The sequence below is a fragment of the Providencia sp. PROV223 genome (genome assembly GCF_028479245.1).
GTDB classification, from domain to species: domain Bacteria; phylum Pseudomonadota; class Gammaproteobacteria; order Enterobacterales; family Enterobacteriaceae; genus Providencia; species Providencia rettgeri.
In genome coordinates this window covers 235,536-252,365 of record NZ_JAMPNG010000004.1, presented here as the reverse complement: position 1 = coordinate 252,365, position 16,830 = coordinate 235,536, and the positions used below count along the sequence as shown (strand labels likewise).

At 41.5% G+C, this 16,830-nt stretch carries 14 protein-coding genes; 5 read left to right on the top strand and 9 right to left on the bottom strand.

All coding sequences use genetic code 11. The features are described from left to right. The first annotated feature begins 2 nt into the window (after positions 1–2). Together aat and infA are read left to right on the top strand one after the other, a co-directional pair. Entirely contained in the window at positions 3–704 is a 702-nt protein-coding gene (gene aat / locus PR767_RS07455; RefSeq protein ID WP_004256353.1) for a leucyl/phenylalanyl-tRNA--protein transferase, read from the top strand. Between the two features lie 141 nt (positions 705–845). Beyond that, positions 846–1,064 (top strand): translation initiation factor IF-1, encoded by a 219-nt coding sequence (gene infA / locus PR767_RS07450; protein ID WP_004244560.1) that lies wholly within the window; start codon positions 846–848, stop codon positions 1,062–1,064. A 60-nt stretch (positions 1,065–1,124) separates the two neighbouring features. Here infA and clpA read toward each other — a convergent pair whose 3' ends face one another. Together clpA and clpS are read right to left on the bottom strand one after the other, a co-directional pair. Further along, a complete protein-coding gene (clpA, locus tag PR767_RS07445; RefSeq protein WP_109911024.1) occupies positions 1,125–3,407 on the bottom strand; it encodes an ATP-dependent Clp protease ATP-binding subunit ClpA in 2,283 nt (760 codons plus the stop codon). 31 nt (positions 3,408–3,438) lie between these two features. Then, positions 3,439–3,759, bottom strand: coding sequence for an ATP-dependent Clp protease adapter ClpS (gene clpS, locus PR767_RS07440; protein WP_004909410.1), 321 nt, complete (start codon positions 3,757–3,759; stop codon positions 3,439–3,441). 390 nt (positions 3,760–4,149) lie between these two features. Here clpS and cspD point away from each other — a divergent pair, with 390 nt between their 5' ends. Beyond that, positions 4,150–4,395, top strand: coding sequence for a cold shock domain-containing protein CspD (gene cspD / locus PR767_RS07435; RefSeq protein ID WP_004909408.1), 246 nt, complete (start codon positions 4,150–4,152; stop codon positions 4,393–4,395). Positions 4,396–4,472: 77 nt separating this feature from the next. Here the strand turns inward: cspD and PR767_RS07430 are convergent, their stop codons facing one another. The 7 genes from PR767_RS07430 to PR767_RS07400 form a co-directional block, all read right to left on the bottom strand. Continuing rightward, on the bottom strand, positions 4,473–5,420 hold the full coding sequence (locus tag PR767_RS07430; RefSeq protein WP_272520075.1) for a DUF1177 domain-containing protein: 948 nt from the start codon (positions 5,418–5,420) through the stop codon (positions 4,473–4,475). A 237-nt stretch (positions 5,421–5,657) separates the two neighbouring features. Further along, positions 5,658–6,410, bottom strand: a complete 753-nt coding sequence (locus PR767_RS07425) for an IclR family transcriptional regulator (RefSeq protein ID WP_109911022.1) — start codon at positions 6,408–6,410, stop codon at positions 5,658–5,660. Next, complete coding sequence (locus PR767_RS07420; RefSeq protein WP_109911021.1) at positions 6,407–7,240, bottom strand: nitrilase-related carbon-nitrogen hydrolase; 834 nt, start codon at positions 7,238–7,240, stop codon at positions 6,407–6,409. The genes PR767_RS07425 and PR767_RS07420 overlap by 4 nt, the downstream gene beginning before the upstream one ends. A gap of 10 nt (positions 7,241–7,250) precedes the next feature. Continuing rightward, positions 7,251–8,597: a purine-cytosine permease family protein gene (locus tag PR767_RS07415; protein WP_004909397.1), complete on the bottom strand. Its 1,347-nt coding sequence runs from the start codon at positions 8,595–8,597 to the stop codon at positions 7,251–7,253. A gap of 423 nt (positions 8,598–9,020) precedes the next feature. Further along, positions 9,021–10,964 carry a macrolide ABC transporter ATP-binding protein/permease MacB gene (gene macB, locus PR767_RS07410; protein WP_272520074.1) on the bottom strand — a complete coding sequence of 648 codons (1,944 nt, stop codon included), beginning with the start codon at positions 10,962–10,964 and terminating at the stop codon, positions 9,021–9,023. A 2-nt stretch (positions 10,965–10,966) separates the two neighbouring features. Then, a complete protein-coding gene (gene macA, locus PR767_RS07405) occupies positions 10,967–12,073 on the bottom strand; it encodes a macrolide transporter subunit MacA (RefSeq protein ID WP_109911019.1) in 1,107 nt (368 codons plus the stop codon). A 210-nt stretch (positions 12,074–12,283) separates the two neighbouring features. Further along, positions 12,284–13,948 (bottom strand): ATP-dependent nuclease, encoded by a 1,665-nt coding sequence (locus PR767_RS07400; RefSeq protein WP_109911018.1) that lies wholly within the window; start codon positions 13,946–13,948, stop codon positions 12,284–12,286. Positions 13,949–14,350: 402 nt separating this feature from the next. On the opposite strand from PR767_RS07400, the gene PR767_RS07395 reads away from it, so the two are divergent. After that, positions 14,351–15,250: a lysine exporter LysO family protein gene (locus tag PR767_RS07395; protein ID WP_117162158.1), complete on the top strand. Its 900-nt coding sequence runs from the start codon at positions 14,351–14,353 to the stop codon at positions 15,248–15,250. A 51-nt stretch (positions 15,251–15,301) separates the two neighbouring features. Then, positions 15,302–16,783, top strand: a complete 1,482-nt coding sequence (locus PR767_RS07390) for a DUF2867 domain-containing protein (protein WP_272520073.1) — start codon at positions 15,302–15,304, stop codon at positions 16,781–16,783. Positions 16,784–16,830: the final 47 nt, after the last annotated feature.

Genomic DNA, 16,830 nt, shown 5'->3' with positions numbered 1-16,830 from the left:
ATATGTATCAATTAGATGACGACTCCTATTTATTCCCTCCCGTGTCTGAAGCCATGCGGGAGCCCAATGGTTTATTAGCGATTGGCGGAGATCTTTCATCAAAAAGGCTGCAAGCCGCTTATTATGATGGTATCTTTCCTTGGTTTAATCCTGGAGAGATGCCTTTATGGTGGTCTCCGGACCCTAGAGCAGTACTCATGGTTGGTGAGCTTCATATTAGCCGGTCAATGAAAAAAGTATTAAAAAAGCAGACTTATCGCATTACCGTTAACCATGCATTCAAGCAAGTTATTGAAGCTTGTTCTGTACGCCAAGAAGGCACATGGATTTTACCCGAAGTTCAAGCTGGGTATTTGGCATTACACCAAGCAGGAATGGCTCATTCCATTGAAGCTTGGTATGGCGATAAACTCGTTGGAGGCCTGTATGGTGTGAACATGGGGCACCTATTTTGTGGGGAATCTATGTTCAGTAGAATGAATGATGCATCCAAATTTGCTTTTATTACGTTCTATTTTCATTTTTTGCGCTATAATGGGCAACTTTTTGATTGTCAGGTACTTAACCACCATACCGCCTCAATGGGCGCAAAAGAGATATCCCGTAGGGATTTTTTACATATTCTTTATCGGTGGCGTGACAAAGCGATTGACCCCGCCTGCTGGATACCGCAATCGATTGAAATACCGCCAATTTTCGATTAATGAATTTTGGTTTTACATTAATTTTATTCCTTCACTTAAAAATAAAGATCGCGTTAAAATGCGACACTTCTTTACTTAGTGCGGGTTTTTGGGCATTATCTTGCCCGTTAAAAATCACGGTTATTAAACTTAGAGGATTAGATGGCCAAAGAAGACAATATTGAAATGCAGGGCACAGTTTTAGATACCCTGCCAAACACAATGTTCCGTGTTGAACTGGAAAACGGTCACGTGGTGACTGCTCATATTTCTGGAAAAATGCGTAAAAACTATATCCGCATCCTGACAGGCGACAAGGTAACTGTAGAGTTAACACCTTATGACCTGAGCAAAGGCCGAATCATTTTCCGTAGCCGTTGATATTCGCTTCAGGCAAGGCCTGACAACCACAGGTGCATTGATACACCTGTGGTCTATTCGTCAGAATACCGCATCCTCCGGAGAGGCCTTGTGCACGCTACTGAAGCTGTATGTCAGTGTGTTACTTTTTTCATCAAGCCCGATACTTACAGAGCCACCATTCGTTAGTGAACCAAATAGCAACTCGTTTGCTAATGGTTTTTTCAGGTTATCCTGAATGGTGCGAGCCATAGGTCGGGCACCCATCGCTTTATCATAACCTTTTTCACATAACCAACGGCGAGCCGCCGCGCTAACTTCAATTGATACGCCTTTCTCATCAAGTTGAACTTGTAATTCCACAATGAACTTATCAACAACTTGCGTAATAATTTCCGGAGTTAATGAGTTAAACCAAATGATACCATCAAGGCGGTTGCGAAACTCTGGTGAGAATGCCTTTTTGATTTCTGACATCGCATCAGTACTATTATCTTGCTCAGCAAAACCAATAGAACGACGCTGAGTTTCTTGTACCCCTGCGTTGGTTGTCATTACCACAACAACATTTCGAAAATCTGCTTTACGGCCGTTGTTATCCGTTAAAGTACCGTGGTCCATTACCTGTAAGAGGATATTAAACACATCAGGATGGGCTTTTTCGATTTCATCTAACAGCACCACTGAGTGAGGATGTTTAATAACTGCATCAGTCAGTAAACCGCCTTGATCAAAGCCGACATAGCCAGGAGGAGCCCCAATTAAACGACTAACAGTATGACGCTCCATATACTCGGACATATCAAAACGTAATAATTTAATATCCAGCGCTTTGGCTAACTGAACAGTGACCTCCGTTTTACCCACCCCCGTCGGACCTGCAAACAAGAAAGAACCCACCGGTTTATTTTCTAACCCTAAACCTGCCCGATTCATTTTAATTGCCTCAGACAACGAATCTATCGCTTTGTCTTGCCCAAACACTAACATTTTCAAACGAGAGTCGAGTGTCTTGAGTTTGTCTTTATCACTTGAAGAAACGGTTTTTTCAGGAATGCGGGCGATACGCGCCACAACAGTTTCAATTTCGGGTACACCAATGGTTTTTTTACGCTTACTTGGTGCAACCAATCGCGTTCGGGCACCAGCTTCATCGATCACATCAATGGCTTTATCAGGCAAATGTCTATCAGTGATATATTTAATAGATAAATCCACCGCGGCTTGAATTGCCTTTGCGGTATACCGAACATCATGATGCGCTTCATATTTAGGCTTTAACCCATTGATGATGCGAATTGTTTCTTCTGGAGTTGGTTCCACAATATCAATTTTCTGGAAACGACGCGCCAATGCTCTGTCTTTCTCAAAAATACTGCCAAATTCTTGATATGTTGTAGAACCAATAACACGAATTCGGCCACTGGATAGCAACGGTTTAATTAAATTTGCCGCGTCAACTTGCCCACCAGAGGCCGCCCCTGCACCGATGATAGTGTGTATTTCATCGATAAATAAAATACTCTTCGGATCTTTTTCCAGCATTTTTAATAATGCTTTGAAGCGTTTCTCAAAGTCACCACGGTATTTAGTTCCCGCCAGTAATGAGCCAATATCTAATGAATAAATTGTGCAGCCTTTCATTACGTCAGGAACATCATCTTGCTCAATACGCCATGCTAGCCCTTCCGCAATCGCGGTTTTACCGACACCTGACTCGCCAACTAATAGTGGGTTATTTTTACGACGGCGACACAGTACTTGAATGGTACGCTCTAATTCAGCCTGACGTCCAACTAGAGGGTCGATATTCCCTTTCTTGGCCTGCTGGTTCAAGTTGGTCGTAAAGTTGTCCATATGGTCTTCTGGGACCGGCTGCTCTTCATTTTGCATGCTATTAGAGGGGATATCTTGTTCTGATGGCGACTCTTCGCCTTTTATCGTGCCATGGGATATATAATTAACCACATCTAAACGGCTAACATCATGTTTACGTAATAAGTACGCAGCTTGGGATTCTTGCTCACTAAAAATTGCGACTAATACATTTGCGCCGCTAACTTCGTTACGCCCAGATGATTGCACATGAAAAACGGCGCGCTGTAATACACGCTGAAAACTCAACGTAGGCTGGGTGTCTCTGCTATCATTTTCGGGTAACAAAGGTGTCGTTTGCGCGATGAAGTGTTCAAGTTCTTGACGTAATGCAACAAGATCAACCTTACAAGCATCTAAAGCTTCGCGAGCAGAGATATTACTCAGTAGCGCTAGCAATAGGTGCTCTACAGTCATAAACTCATGGCGGCTGTCTTTCGCTTTCGTAAAAGCTACGTTTAAACTAAGCTCCAGTTCTTGATTGAGCATAAGCACCTCCCAAAATTGATATTAAGCCAAATTAGACTTTCTCTATAGTGCAAAGCAAAGGGTACTCATGTTCACGAGCAAAAGTATTGACTTGTGACGCTTTTGTTTCAGCAACCTCTGCAGTAAAAATTCCACAAACTCCCTTTCCTTGAATATGGACATCTAACATTATCTGTGTAGCGCGTTCTTCATCAAAAGAAAAGTATTTTTGTAACACTTCGACAACAAAATCCATCGGAGTGTAATCGTCATTATTTAATAGCACCTTATACATCGAAGGTGGCTGTAAGGTTTGTTCTATTTCATCTTTAAAAATGACATCAGTTTTAAATGTGCCCAGAAAATCACTCATTACTTTCTTGCTCAGTGTTTAACTTCAATTTAAGCATAGTCTTTATTATCAACGATTTCTATCAATCATATTGATAACACCACAAAACTATACCATTTCGTAACCATGCTGTTTTTGTTTATATTGCTTCAAGTCACAGTGTACCATGGGAATCACCTTTGCTTCCATGGTTAGCAATCTGTGAGCCACATCAAATATTATAGAAAATGAGCGCTATTGATTAGCGAATTCTTAACACTTTCCACTAATTCCTGTACCTCGCCTCTTGACCTTAGAAGGCAATTTATTACAGTATATTTTACGAACAAATAACATCGTATTTATACTTATTTTGTGTGTTTTTTATACATTACTTTAAACGCAAATATTGGTAAATCTGAAGGATGAAATATGGAGACGGGTATCGTTAAGTGGTTCAATAACGCAAAAGGCTTTGGTTTTATTTGCCCGGCTGATGGCGGAGAAGATATTTTTGCTCATTATTCCTGTATTCAAATGGACGGTTACAGGACACTAAAAGCTGGCCAGAAAGTTCAATTTAGTGTGACTATTGGCCCAAAAGGTAATCATGCAGACCTCATTGTTCCTATTAACACTGAGGATGTCCCAGACAACATTACCGAATTAAATCAATAGCTCAGCAATAGAGCACAGTTAATTATTTTAGTAATACTGACAACACTAATAATTAACTGTGACTATTTATCAATTAATCACTTCTTTACTGCACCATTGCCCGCGGTTTGCAGGTGCGACATATCACCATATAGTGACGTTAATAAATCATACTGTTCAACATCATAAAACGCACATTGCTTTCCTGTGAATGCTTTAGCCACTTCTATCATAAATTTCACTGTCGCTGCAATGTCAACCTCATGGCTAGCCCCTGTAGAACAACCAGGCACCACCGTTTCTGAGCAGATAGCGACGCCAACCACAGGCGCAGATGTAGATACTGCAGGTTGTAATATACTGTTGATATGATGCAGGCCATTACCATATGGCGTGATATCTTGAATTGACAACGGGAATGTCACCGCTTTTTGGCCACTGCTCCACTCCATCAAACGGATTAAATCCTCTGATACAGGTAAAATATAGCCATTTTTTACCGTTGGAGACAGCGCATACCCTTTATGATTGAGTAAACGATTTCCCTTTGTGGTATCTACAGACAAAATAGCATCCGCTTCAGGGATAGCTTCATGTTGATTCATCGTGGCATCTTCAAGGGGGGAGTCCATGAAATCAACAGGTGTATGCGGACGTGTTGGCGCATTGGGGCAAATATGTGTCGTGATCACGACATCGCCGAGTAGCCGATCGCCCTTTTCATGCATTTGTGCCAGTTTAAGCGCTGCTGCAAGTGCGGCAATCGCACCGTCTGCATCAGAGACAACACCAATTCGAGAAGGCCTAGCACCAATTCCGCCTAACCGCCCGATGATCCCCAGCGTTGGCGCATCTTTATGGTGTGATTTACCTTGTGTTCCTGGAATAAGAATACGAACAAAATCGCTTTGCCCTTTGTTATCCTTAACCGTTTTAGACATGACTTTAATGTGTGGGAAATCTTGGAACAATGCAACAATGTCTTCACCTTTAACACTAGCGCAATCGATTAGCTCATATAGGCAAAGAGTTTGTTTTAGACTCATTGTACTTCCTTTAATTTTTTTTATGGGAGTGAAGAGCTACTTTGAGGTTAACTCGCATAAAATAGCGAGTTAACCTCATTTCGCTCTAGATGGAGCCTCACGTAATTGAGGTTCCACTTTTCCTGATGAAGGCGTATTCACGCACTTAAAATACTAACAATATAAATATTTATAATTTACTGATTACTTCTACTACCTACTTCTTACTACTGATTGCTTTTATGACACGAAATAAGTTCATGACTTATTTATGCTTTTTTGCAACCAATACGGGTCACCCACCATACAACCAAGATAAGCGGCTTTATGGCAAAGACTCTTGGATAACAGCGCCATAACCTCATCATTCATTTGCGTCGCAGGCAAACTTAAACACAAGGCATATAACGTATTTTGCGCTGGGTCGAACACCGTGCTAGATATGGAAGCGACTCCAGCAACGGATTCATCCATCGAAAATTCCCAGCCGCGCTCAGCCACTAAATCCAAACGCTCAACTAATTTACCGCGCTCTTCTTTGGGTTCACGGTCAATAATTTTTGACCGCTCATTTAGCGGTAACCTTGCTAATAATGCACGCCCCGTTGACGTTCCCAGTATAGGTAAACGTGTCCCCGGTTGAGTAATCACTTGCAACATGCTATTGCCAAAGCGTGCATGAACGACACGAACCATATCATCGTCAAGTGCTGACACATAACTGGTAAAACCGCTATCTTTCGCAAGTTCATCAAGCGCTTCAAGCATCATATCGATTAACGGATTCATTCCCCTAGCTCGATGCGCTAATTCCATAATCAGCAAACCTGGCCGATATATCGGTGCATTGTTTTTCTTTTCTAGCAACCCAAGCTCTGCCATTTGCTTTAAAAGGCGGGAAGCCGAGCTTTTAGGCATACCTAATTCATTAACCAACGTTGTCACAGTCAGCTCATTTCCAGAACGCAGGAACAGTTGGTAAACGTCAACAACGCTAGATAAAATACTCATGACCCTAAACCTTGGGTTAATACACTGTAGCTTTGTGGCTTTCTATCTCTCAGATAAGGCACTTTTAAGCGGGTATGGGCTTGGTTTAAAAAATCAACCTCACCAATTAATAGCGCCTCACCCTCACAGCTGGCTTCACAAAGTACTTGGCCGCGAGGACCTAAAACCTTACTACCACCAAATAAATGCAAATCTTCTTCATGACCCCAACGGTTCACTGCAAGTAAGTGAGTTCCATTTTCTAATGCACGACAGGCACTGTTAATATCCCAGACATCTCGGTCTTGAACACACCAAGCTGAAGGAGCTAATAACAATTCGGCACCTTGTAATGTTAAAATTCGTGCGACTTCGGGAAAGCCCATGTCATAACAAATCATGATACCGATTTTACCAATCGGTGTTTCAAACACAGGGAAACTATCACCGCGTCCAAACCACTGTTTTTCTAGTCCAAAAGCATGAACTTTACGGAAAACACCACTGATACCCTCGCATCCAGGGTTCCAAACACCGACAGAGTTATATATATCGCCTAAATATTCACCGCGCTCAACAAAACCGCTCACAATAGTGATATTTAGACGAGTAGCAAGCTCGCTAAATAGCGTATAAGTTTCACTTCCGATAGAATCACTTAAATCCCACAACTTAGTGGTCAGTAAGTCGCCACGGTAACCTGTTGTCGCCAGTTCAGGAAAACAGATCAATTTTGCTCCTGAATCCGCGGCTTGTTGGCACAACTGTGCCATTCGTTGCAAGTTATTGGTTTTATTGCCTAGTTCTGAATCAAACTGAGCCAGAGCAACTTTAACTTTTGTACCTGACATTGTTTAATCCTTAATCTAAATGAGAGACTTTGCGAAAGTGTACCGTTTCAACACCTTTCGCTTTCGCCTGCCAGCGCATGCCTATCCAATAGGCTACTGCACCAGTAATCAAAGAGTTAAGCGCAGGGATACCATAGTCAGCGTGCAATGGACCTAATTCCGAAGTTCCCCATCCAACAGCTACGGCAATCACCCACACAACTAAGGTAACAGGGTTATATGCTTCACAGCTTGGTGGTAATATGCCTTGCTCTCGAGTGATATCTAATTCTTTGCGATCACGCTTCAATAAATAATAGTCAACAACCATAATCCCTGCGACAGGCGGGATGGCTATTCCTAAGTAAATTAAGAAACCAATAAAGTTATCTAAGATCCCTAACATTGAAGCAATTGTGCCGAAGATACCAATCACCCACGTTAAATAGCGGCGGTCAAAGCGCTTATTGAAGATGGCATTTAGCAGTGTTGAAAAACCTAAAGATGACGAATACAGATTGATGTCATTCATTTTTATTGTCGAGAAGATAACAATCGATGCACCTAATAGGCCAGTCAGTGCCATCATTAAATCAAATACTTGGCTTGTACGTAATGATAATGCCATTAGTACCGCTATCATATTGACCAGTAGCTCACCAAAAAATGTGCCGATGAGAGTCATCCAAAACACATCTTTAGGCCCTTTCATAAAGCGGCTGATATCGGGTGTTGTTACTGCTGCAATAATAAAACCACCAGCAACCATTGTGATGGCCGCAGGCATAGTCATTAATGGCCCGGCGGGTTCAGTGTCATTGATAAGTGTACCAATATCTTGACCTGATAATAAATTATATGTCGCCCAGCCTAACGCGAATAAAAATAGCGGCGTTGAGATATTGGCAGTAATAGATAAAAATCGATACCCATATACTGTTATAACCGTCACCGCAATACCTGTAATAAGTGACCAAGTCCCTGGTGTTAGCACATTAGTCGCTTTATACATTCCATCCGCAAAGAAACCATTTTGGACGCCAAACCAGCCCATTAAGGAGATAGCAATCGCGCCACCAATGAGAGCTGAGCCTAACTTACCAAAACCCGCCCACCGAGACAGTAGGCTGATCGACATTCCTTCACGGCACGCAGCCGCTCCAAGCCCCCAGCTGACAACCTGTAAAATTACAGAGCCAAGCATTGTTGCCCAAAACGCCTGCCAAAAAGTTAACCCATACCCAAGAGCTGCACCTAACATCACTTGTGAAACACAAGCTAGCGCACCAATTCGTAGAATTAACACTTCATAGAACGGTCTACGAGCACTTTGGGGTACTCGAGCCAAAGAATAATCTTCACCTGCTTTATTCGCCATATCGCACCTGCTGTGTGGTTGTCTTTGCTTAGTTTTTACTGGCTTTATTATAAGTTCCATTATATGGAACTAGGTTTCATTTATTCTACAAGGCAAATGATATCCATGATCGATACCAATTCGCAAGCAGAATTTATCTTTTCAGATAGTTTTTTATTATGAAATATTTTGAGAAACGAGGGAATATATAGATTGAAAAAAATATTATCAGGAAATGAAGGAGTTAAAAATAACGCATTTAATTAGCAGAATTTATTTGAGGAACTCGGTTCCAATAAATGAGACTATTCTTGAGCAGATATCTCTTTCACGTTAGCATTTAATGCCTTCTATATATCTTCTGCACCAAACCCTGTGATGCAGAAGATACACAGTAATTATTTAGGTTATAAATGATTAGGTTATAAATGATTAAGCTATAAACTATTCCCTCGCTAATGCGTCAATTGGGTTTAAGCGAGCCGCATTTCGCGCAGGTAAAAAGCCAAAAATAATACCAATGGCTGTTGAACAAACAAAGGCACTGATTAACGCCACAGGATCAAAAGAAAAAGTCCAGCCCGGTAGCGCCATTTGAGCCAATAAACTAATTCCATACGATAAGCCGATTCCCATCAGGCCGCCCATTAAACATACCAGTACGGCTTCGATGAGAAATTGCTGCATCACATCGCTGGTTCTAGCCCCTACCGCCATACGAATACCAATTTCTCGTGTCCTTTCTGTCACAGAAACCAGCATAATATTCATCACACCAATACCCCCGACTACTAATGAAATGACAGCCACTAGTGTGAGGAATAACTGCATAGTTTGGGTTGTTTTCTCAGCCGTTTTAATAAAGGTATCTAGGTTATAGGTAAAAATATCTTTCTTACCATGACGCAATGTCAATAAGCGGATTAGTTGCTGCTCCGCTGTTTTAGCATCATAGCCCTCTTTAACCCGCACAGTGATACTGTCGTAGTATGGCCGGTTAAGCACTTTACTATTTACCGTGGTGTCTGGTAACCAAATGGATAATGACTTATTCGAACCAAAAGCCGATTTTTTTTCTTCAAGTACACCGATGACCGTTGCTGGCATATTACCAATAAGTAAAGTTTCGCCAATAACATGCTCTTGCTTAGGAAAAAAGCGGCGCTTGGTGTTAGCATCAATGACCACCACTTGAGCTCGTCTGTCCGCCATATCTTGAGTAAACCCCATTCCTTCTGAAAACTTCCAAGCATAAACATTAAAATAATCACGCCCAACACCTGAAAGTTGAGCTGATGCATCTAAATTGCCTTTTCTTAACCGAGTTGAGCTGTTCAACTCCCCAGAGACAGCGTGGACATAAGGCTGCTTAGCAATCGCGTCAATATCCAAAGATTTTAATGATTGCCTATTTTCTGCATCGTCACTCCCGAAATCTTTCCCGGGATAGATAGAAATGGTATTGGTTCCGATCGATTTAATATCATTGAGTACCATGCCCTGCGCCGCATCGCCAATCACCATAATTGAAACCACAGAGGCAATACCAATAATAATCCCAAGCATCGTTAGCAGCGTGCGCATTTTATTGACAACCATGGCACGCCAAGCCATCAGTAATGCCTCACTAAATCGGCCATACATTTGATTTAATGTGAGTTTCCTTGCGGGGGCTTTTGGTAATGAATTTGCACGTATCGAGGCTTTACTCCCCGAATCTTTCAAAATTTCGCCATCTTTAATTTCTACGATACGTTCCGCTTGCTGAGCAATTTCGGGATCATGAGTAACAATAATCACTGTATGCCCTTGGGCACAAAGGCCTTTTAAAATACTCATGACCTCTTCCCCCGAATGGCTATCCAGCGCTCCTGTTGGCTCATCCGCAAGAATTATCTGCCCGCCATTCATTAGGGCGCGAGCAATACTCACGCGCTGTTGTTGCCCGCCAGACAACTGACTTGGACGATATTCAATTCGCTCTCCAAGCCCTAAACGCTGTAATAGTTGGGCGGCTCGTTCACGACGTTGGTTTTTACCCGCTCCTGCATATACCGCAGGTACCTCAACATTTTGCTCCGCACTTAAATGGCTTAATAAATGGTAGCGTTGAAAAATAAAACCGAAATGTTCTCGACGCAATTCTGCCAATTGGTCGTTATCTAATGTTGCAACACTTTGGCCATCAATACAGTAATTCCCTTCTGTTGGTTTATCTAAGCACCCAATAATATTCATGAGTGTGGATTTACCTGAACCAGAAGCACCTATAATCGCTACCATCTCACCTGCATTAATTTGCAGTGAGACATTTTTTAAGACCGTAACTTGGTTTTCACCTTCCCCATAGCGGCGAGAGATCCCTTGAAGATCAATTAACGCAGCCATAGTTAGTATTCCGCCTCGTTGTGCCCAATGACCACTTTGTCACCTTCATTTAGGCCTTTGGTAATTTCCACATACACATCGTTTCGACCACCAATTTCAACTTGTTTTTTCTCTACTTTATTGCCTTGCAGAATATCCACTTCATAGGTTTGTGGTGAAATTTCATTACCTAATGCAGATAGTGGTAGCAATAGCACATTCTTACGTGAATCTAATTCAATCGTGACCTGAGCGGTCATTTGTAATTTCAACAAATGTTGCGGGTTAGGCACCTCAAAACGCGCATAATAGAAAATGGCATCATTAATTTTTTCAGGAGTTGGCAAAATATCCTTTAATTGCCCAGCAAATTTTTTATCTGGAGCCCCTAGAACAGTGAAAGAAGCATCTTGACCGGGTTCCAAATAAATTACGTCGGCTTCAGAAACTTCGGCTTTCACTAGCATCGTGTCCAAATCCGCAAGCGTTAAAATTGTTGGTGCTTCTTGGGCAGCAATAACCGTCTGTCCCTGTAGTGTTTTAATAAAGGTGACAATACCATCCATTGGTGCCGTAATTTGCGTATATTTTAGATTTGTTTTTGCCGAATCTAGAGTGGCTTGGTTACGCTTAATTTGAGCTTGATAAGTGGCGACTTGCGCTTTTTTTACTTCCACATCGGTTTTAGCTTTATCAAGTTCTTGTTGAGAAACTGCTTGCTGTTTTGCTAGGCTTAAATGACGCTGATAAGTCACTTGGGCAAGACGCAGCTCGGCTTGAGCTAATGATAAATTGGCTTCGAGCTCACGTGTTGTTGCCTCAGACTCAATAACATCATTTTGAGCTTTTTTCGGGTCAATAACCGCTAATAAGTCACCTTTTTTAACATAATCACCCTCTTTGACATACAGCGTTTGCAGCTGCCCACTCACCTGAGCGCCCACATCGACTTTACGTACGGCATCAAGTTTCCCCGTTGCCAGTACTTGTTTATCTAAATTGCCTCGAGTGACATCTACGGTTTGAAAAACCTCGGCTTCCTCACGATTAAAAAGAAACCCAGCGGTGATTAGGGCAACAATAATGATTGCCAAATAAATCGGCCACTTTTTCTTAGGCTTTGCCTTCATGTTTACTTGCTTCCTATGAACAAAAAGAGGGCTTTGCCCTCTAAGATCGCTGACAACGTGTAAAAAGGAGGTTCCAATTAGTTGTCAGCTAAAAACTAATGATCAAATTATATATCACTTAAGTTATCAATTGATTCAACATGTGATAAACCTGAAAGAACCATTTCTTAATAATCAATCAACAACAAGTAATATTTCTCGATATCACGATTAATTTGCTTTCCCCCTTGCCAACCATGCCACGCGAGAAAACATACTTTTCAATTGCAGCGGAATGCTGTCTGGCCCTAATTCTGCGGCTCTATTTACAGTAGCTAGCGCTAAATCTGGTTTCGATGTACGAGAAATCGCCTTAATAATTACACGTCTGGTTGAAACCTTCGCATTATCTGGAATATCCGCAATTTCATGATAAAGGCTTCTAAACCCTTCACGATATAGGAAATGTTCCATATCTGGTGCGGGGAGCATCGTTAACCTATCTCTATCTGAAGAGTTAATTTTGTTGGCATAATGAGTCGCTGTTGCTGCATACTTGCGCCCCGCCTCATCACCATCGGTTAAAACATGCCATTCAATACCCATTTTATTGGCAAACTTCAGCAATGGTTTCAAACCACTTTGTGCAAATGCAATAACTTTTATTCCTTCAGTTTCAAAGTAATAGTTACACTGGCGCGAAAATTCATTCATCAACCAAATTTCCGTTTCCCCTTCCACTAATAACCAGCAGCGAGCAAACAGCGCTGATGGACGATTAAAGCGAATATGGAAAGAAATTTTACGTAATTCTTCAGCACTTAAATCATTTTCACTCAATCGATAAGCTGAAACTTTATTGGTATTGCGCACCAAACGACACAAATCTTCCAGAGGTGCTAATGAAAGCAACTCCCCTGAGTTCGTCGTGGTAATCCGCTGTAGAGAAAATAGGCTAAATAACCCCCATGCGATGGAGAGCATAATCGGGTGTAAGCGCGTTTCTGGATCTTCAACGATAATCAATGGCCTTGCATGTTTATCTAACTGAATATTACCTTTTGATTGTAATAACGAAGAAAACATTCCTAAGATAATTAATCGAATATTGCGTTGGTTTGGTTTTGCGATTAAACGGCTAATATTATCAAGTGCTTTCCACCCGCGCTTGCGCGGTTCTATATTGACAATTGAGTTATCCAGTTTTATAAGATGTGCGCTCTGCCCTGAAAAATAATGACTGAGCAGCTGTTGCATTGCATCAATACCATCACCAAGGTCCTCATCACTTAAACATTCAGGATTATTAACCAATGCATGAGTTAATTCTTTAATGCGGACGTTGAACAAATCACGTAAATCTTTTTGGCCTGTAACAATAGTTTCAGTGTTAAGTGTATGCAAAAAGCGGGCATCTCGCAGGCGAATAACCGGATACAACCTAATAATTTCTTTAATGTATTTACCTACATTATCCAAAGAAAGTTTATTACCACCTGAGTTCAAAAAGTTTTTATCTACAACAATCGTGTCATCATCTCTCAGCTCTGCACTAACACGATAGAAAATATGTTTAAGGCCATCTCCGTTATCGACCCAAACAGAGTTAAGATTATGAAAACGATATGATTGATGACGTCCTTTTCGGCGTTCACAAAATTTTAGAACAATCTGTAATGAGCGGTAACGCGATTCATCGTTCCCTGCTGGGTGATGAAAGTCATGAAGGCTGAATTGGTAATCTGTATGCTCAGGGGAAAGAAGAAGGTCAAGTGCGTCCAGTAAACTTGATTTTCCCCAAGAATTCTCACCGACTAAAACCGTACTATTATTCAGTTCTAAAGAAAGCCGGTTAATTCCTCTAAATCCGTATATTTCCACACGTTCCAGGTACATATTACTCTCCTTGGAAGATTTTTAATTCACCCTCAATATTATTAGTTTTCATTACATACCGGGTGATTCCGTCAATGAAACAGACTAAAAGACACTATTTAGAGCTTACCGATTAAGCGCCTTTATTACTATAAATATGTAAGCAAAATAAAAATACTTATAACAAAACAGCGAACTGTGTTGAGCATCTAATTACAGTGTTATAAAATAGTAAAACTTTCATTTTTAGTGTTTTTGACCTATTTTTCTTTCTTTAGCCAATAAAAAAATTTTATAACAATAAGTTCTTTTAGCACAGGGCGCTAAATCAGGTTTATGCTTCGATAACCTAAATAAAAAAGATAAGCATAACCCTTTGTTTACATTAACCTAGTCGATGGGATAACCTCTAAGGAAACGGCCATGTATTCAGGACTCTTAATTATTCTTCTACCGTTAACACTCGGTTATCTTATTCCAATTAAAAATAAACGTATTCTCCATCGAGTTCATCAATCCCTGAATTCAATGGTATATGTTATTTTATTTTTAATGGGAATTACCCTCGCACTGCTTGAAAACTTAAGCGTTCACTTATTTTCTATTTTAATTTATGCAGTTACCTTTTTTGGTTGCATATTTTCATTGAATGTAATCTCATTGTTATTGCTCGATAGATTTGATCCATGGAGAATTCCGCAACATAAACAAGAAAAGCCACCTTCACGAATCAAAATGGTTCTCGAATCCTTACAGTTATGCGGCGTGCTACTGCTCGGATTTGCCGTTGGCTTGACGCATTTTGACTTTCTACACTATGCCGATAGAGGTAGCCAAGTGGCGTTAATGCTATTGCTATTACTTGTCGGTATCCAGCTACGCAATAGTGGCATGAGCATCAAGCAAATTTTAATCAACCGCCGTGGTACCACCATCGCGTTTGTCATGGCAATCAGTGCGTTAGCTGGTGGCGCGTTAGCTGCATTTTTACTCGATCTTCCGGTGAAAATGGGGCTAGCGCTGGCTTCTGGCTTTGGTTGGTACTCATTAACAGGCATCGTACTTACCGATGCATATGGCCCAGTCATGGGAAGTGCGGCTTTTTTCAATGATTTAGCAAGGGAACTTGCTGCCATCATGCTCATTCCTATTATTATCAACCGTTACCGCTCAACGGCTCTTGGCATTTGCGGTTCAACATCAATGGATTTTACATTACCTGTTTTACAACGCAGCGGTGGAGTTTCAATTGTCCCTGCCGCCATAGTTCACGGCTTCGTACTTAGTCTAATTACGCCAATTCTTATGGCCTTCTTTACATAGGTAAAATTTCAGTCACAATAGCCGTTAATTTGCGTGAAACAGGAAATTAACATGACAGATAAACAACGTGTTTTAGTGTTGGGCGCTAGTGGCTATATTGGTCAGAATTTGATCCCTAAACTCATTGAGCAAGGATATGACGTAACAGCAGGTGCTCGCCGTGTTGATTGGATGCTATCTCAAGGCTGGCAAGATACCCAATGCATTTATGTGGATCTTCACGACCCCGAAACATTAAAAGGTGTCATGGAAGGCATCGATATTGTTTATTTCCTCGTTCATAGCATGGCTGACCAAGCCAATTTAGTCGAACGTGAGCGCACAGCCGCTCGCAATGTGCAACAAGCCCTTGAAGGCTCAAGCGTTAAACATGTTATCTATCTCAGCGCATTACAACACGGGCATACCTATTCACCACACCTAATAGCACGGCGTTTAACCGGTGATATTTTACGTGAAAGCCAAATCCCTGTTACTGAAATTCGTTCATCAATTATCGTTGGCTCTGGTTCTGCCGCATTCGAAATTATGCGCGATATGGTCTACAACTTAGCGATTTTAACGCCACCACGCTGGGTTCGCTCTAAGTCGTCACCTATCGCTCTGTCGAATATTTTGTATTATTTAACGCAACTGGCAAAAATACCAACAACCGAGAACCGAATTTTCGATGCGGGTGGCCCTGAGTTTATTAGCTACCAAGAACTATTTAAACGCTTTATTAAAGTGAGTGGTAAACGGCGTTTACTTATTCCCATTCCGATCCCCATCAGTATGATCTCTGTGCATTTCATCAGTTTGATCACCTCTGTGCCACCGTCAATTGCTAAGGAGCTAATCCAAGGCTTGCAGCACGACCTCCCGGCAGATGATAAAGCGTTACGAGAACTGATCCCACAAACCTTAATTTCTTTTGATGATGCTGTTAGAACCACTTTAGCTGAAGAAGCCGATGCCGTTGATAACGCAGATTGGGGTTATGACCCAGAAGTCAGAAAACGTTGGCGTCCTGGTTATGGCTATTACCCAAAACAAGCGGGAGCAACCCTTGGAACAACGGCCAGTTCAGAATCGCTCTGGTATACAGTGCAACAGATTGGCGGAAAAAACGGCTACTTCTATGCCAATGGTCTGTGGAAAACCCGCGCCATCATGGATGATATGATGTTGAATAAAGTGAAATATGGCCGCCCCGATCGTGAACAGCTCCAACTCGGTGATGAGATTGACGGCTGGCGCGTGATTAATCTTGAGCCTAATAAACAACTTAGCTTGTTATTTGGTATGAAAGCGCCAGGACTTGGCCGCCTAACTTTTACTATTCATGATAGCGGAAACCGCCGTTCAATCGATGTTCGGGCATGGTGGCACCCTGCTGGCTTTTGCGGTCTACTCTATTGGTTTGCCATGATGCCTGCACATTTATTTATTTTTAAAGGCATGGCAAAACGCATCAGTGAGCTAGCTTATGAGCGGGATAAACAACTCGCTAAACAACAGCAAGCAGAGCAACTGACCGTTAAATCAGAATAAATTTAGCGTAAAAACCAATTTTTTATGCAGAAATTATTGCATAAATA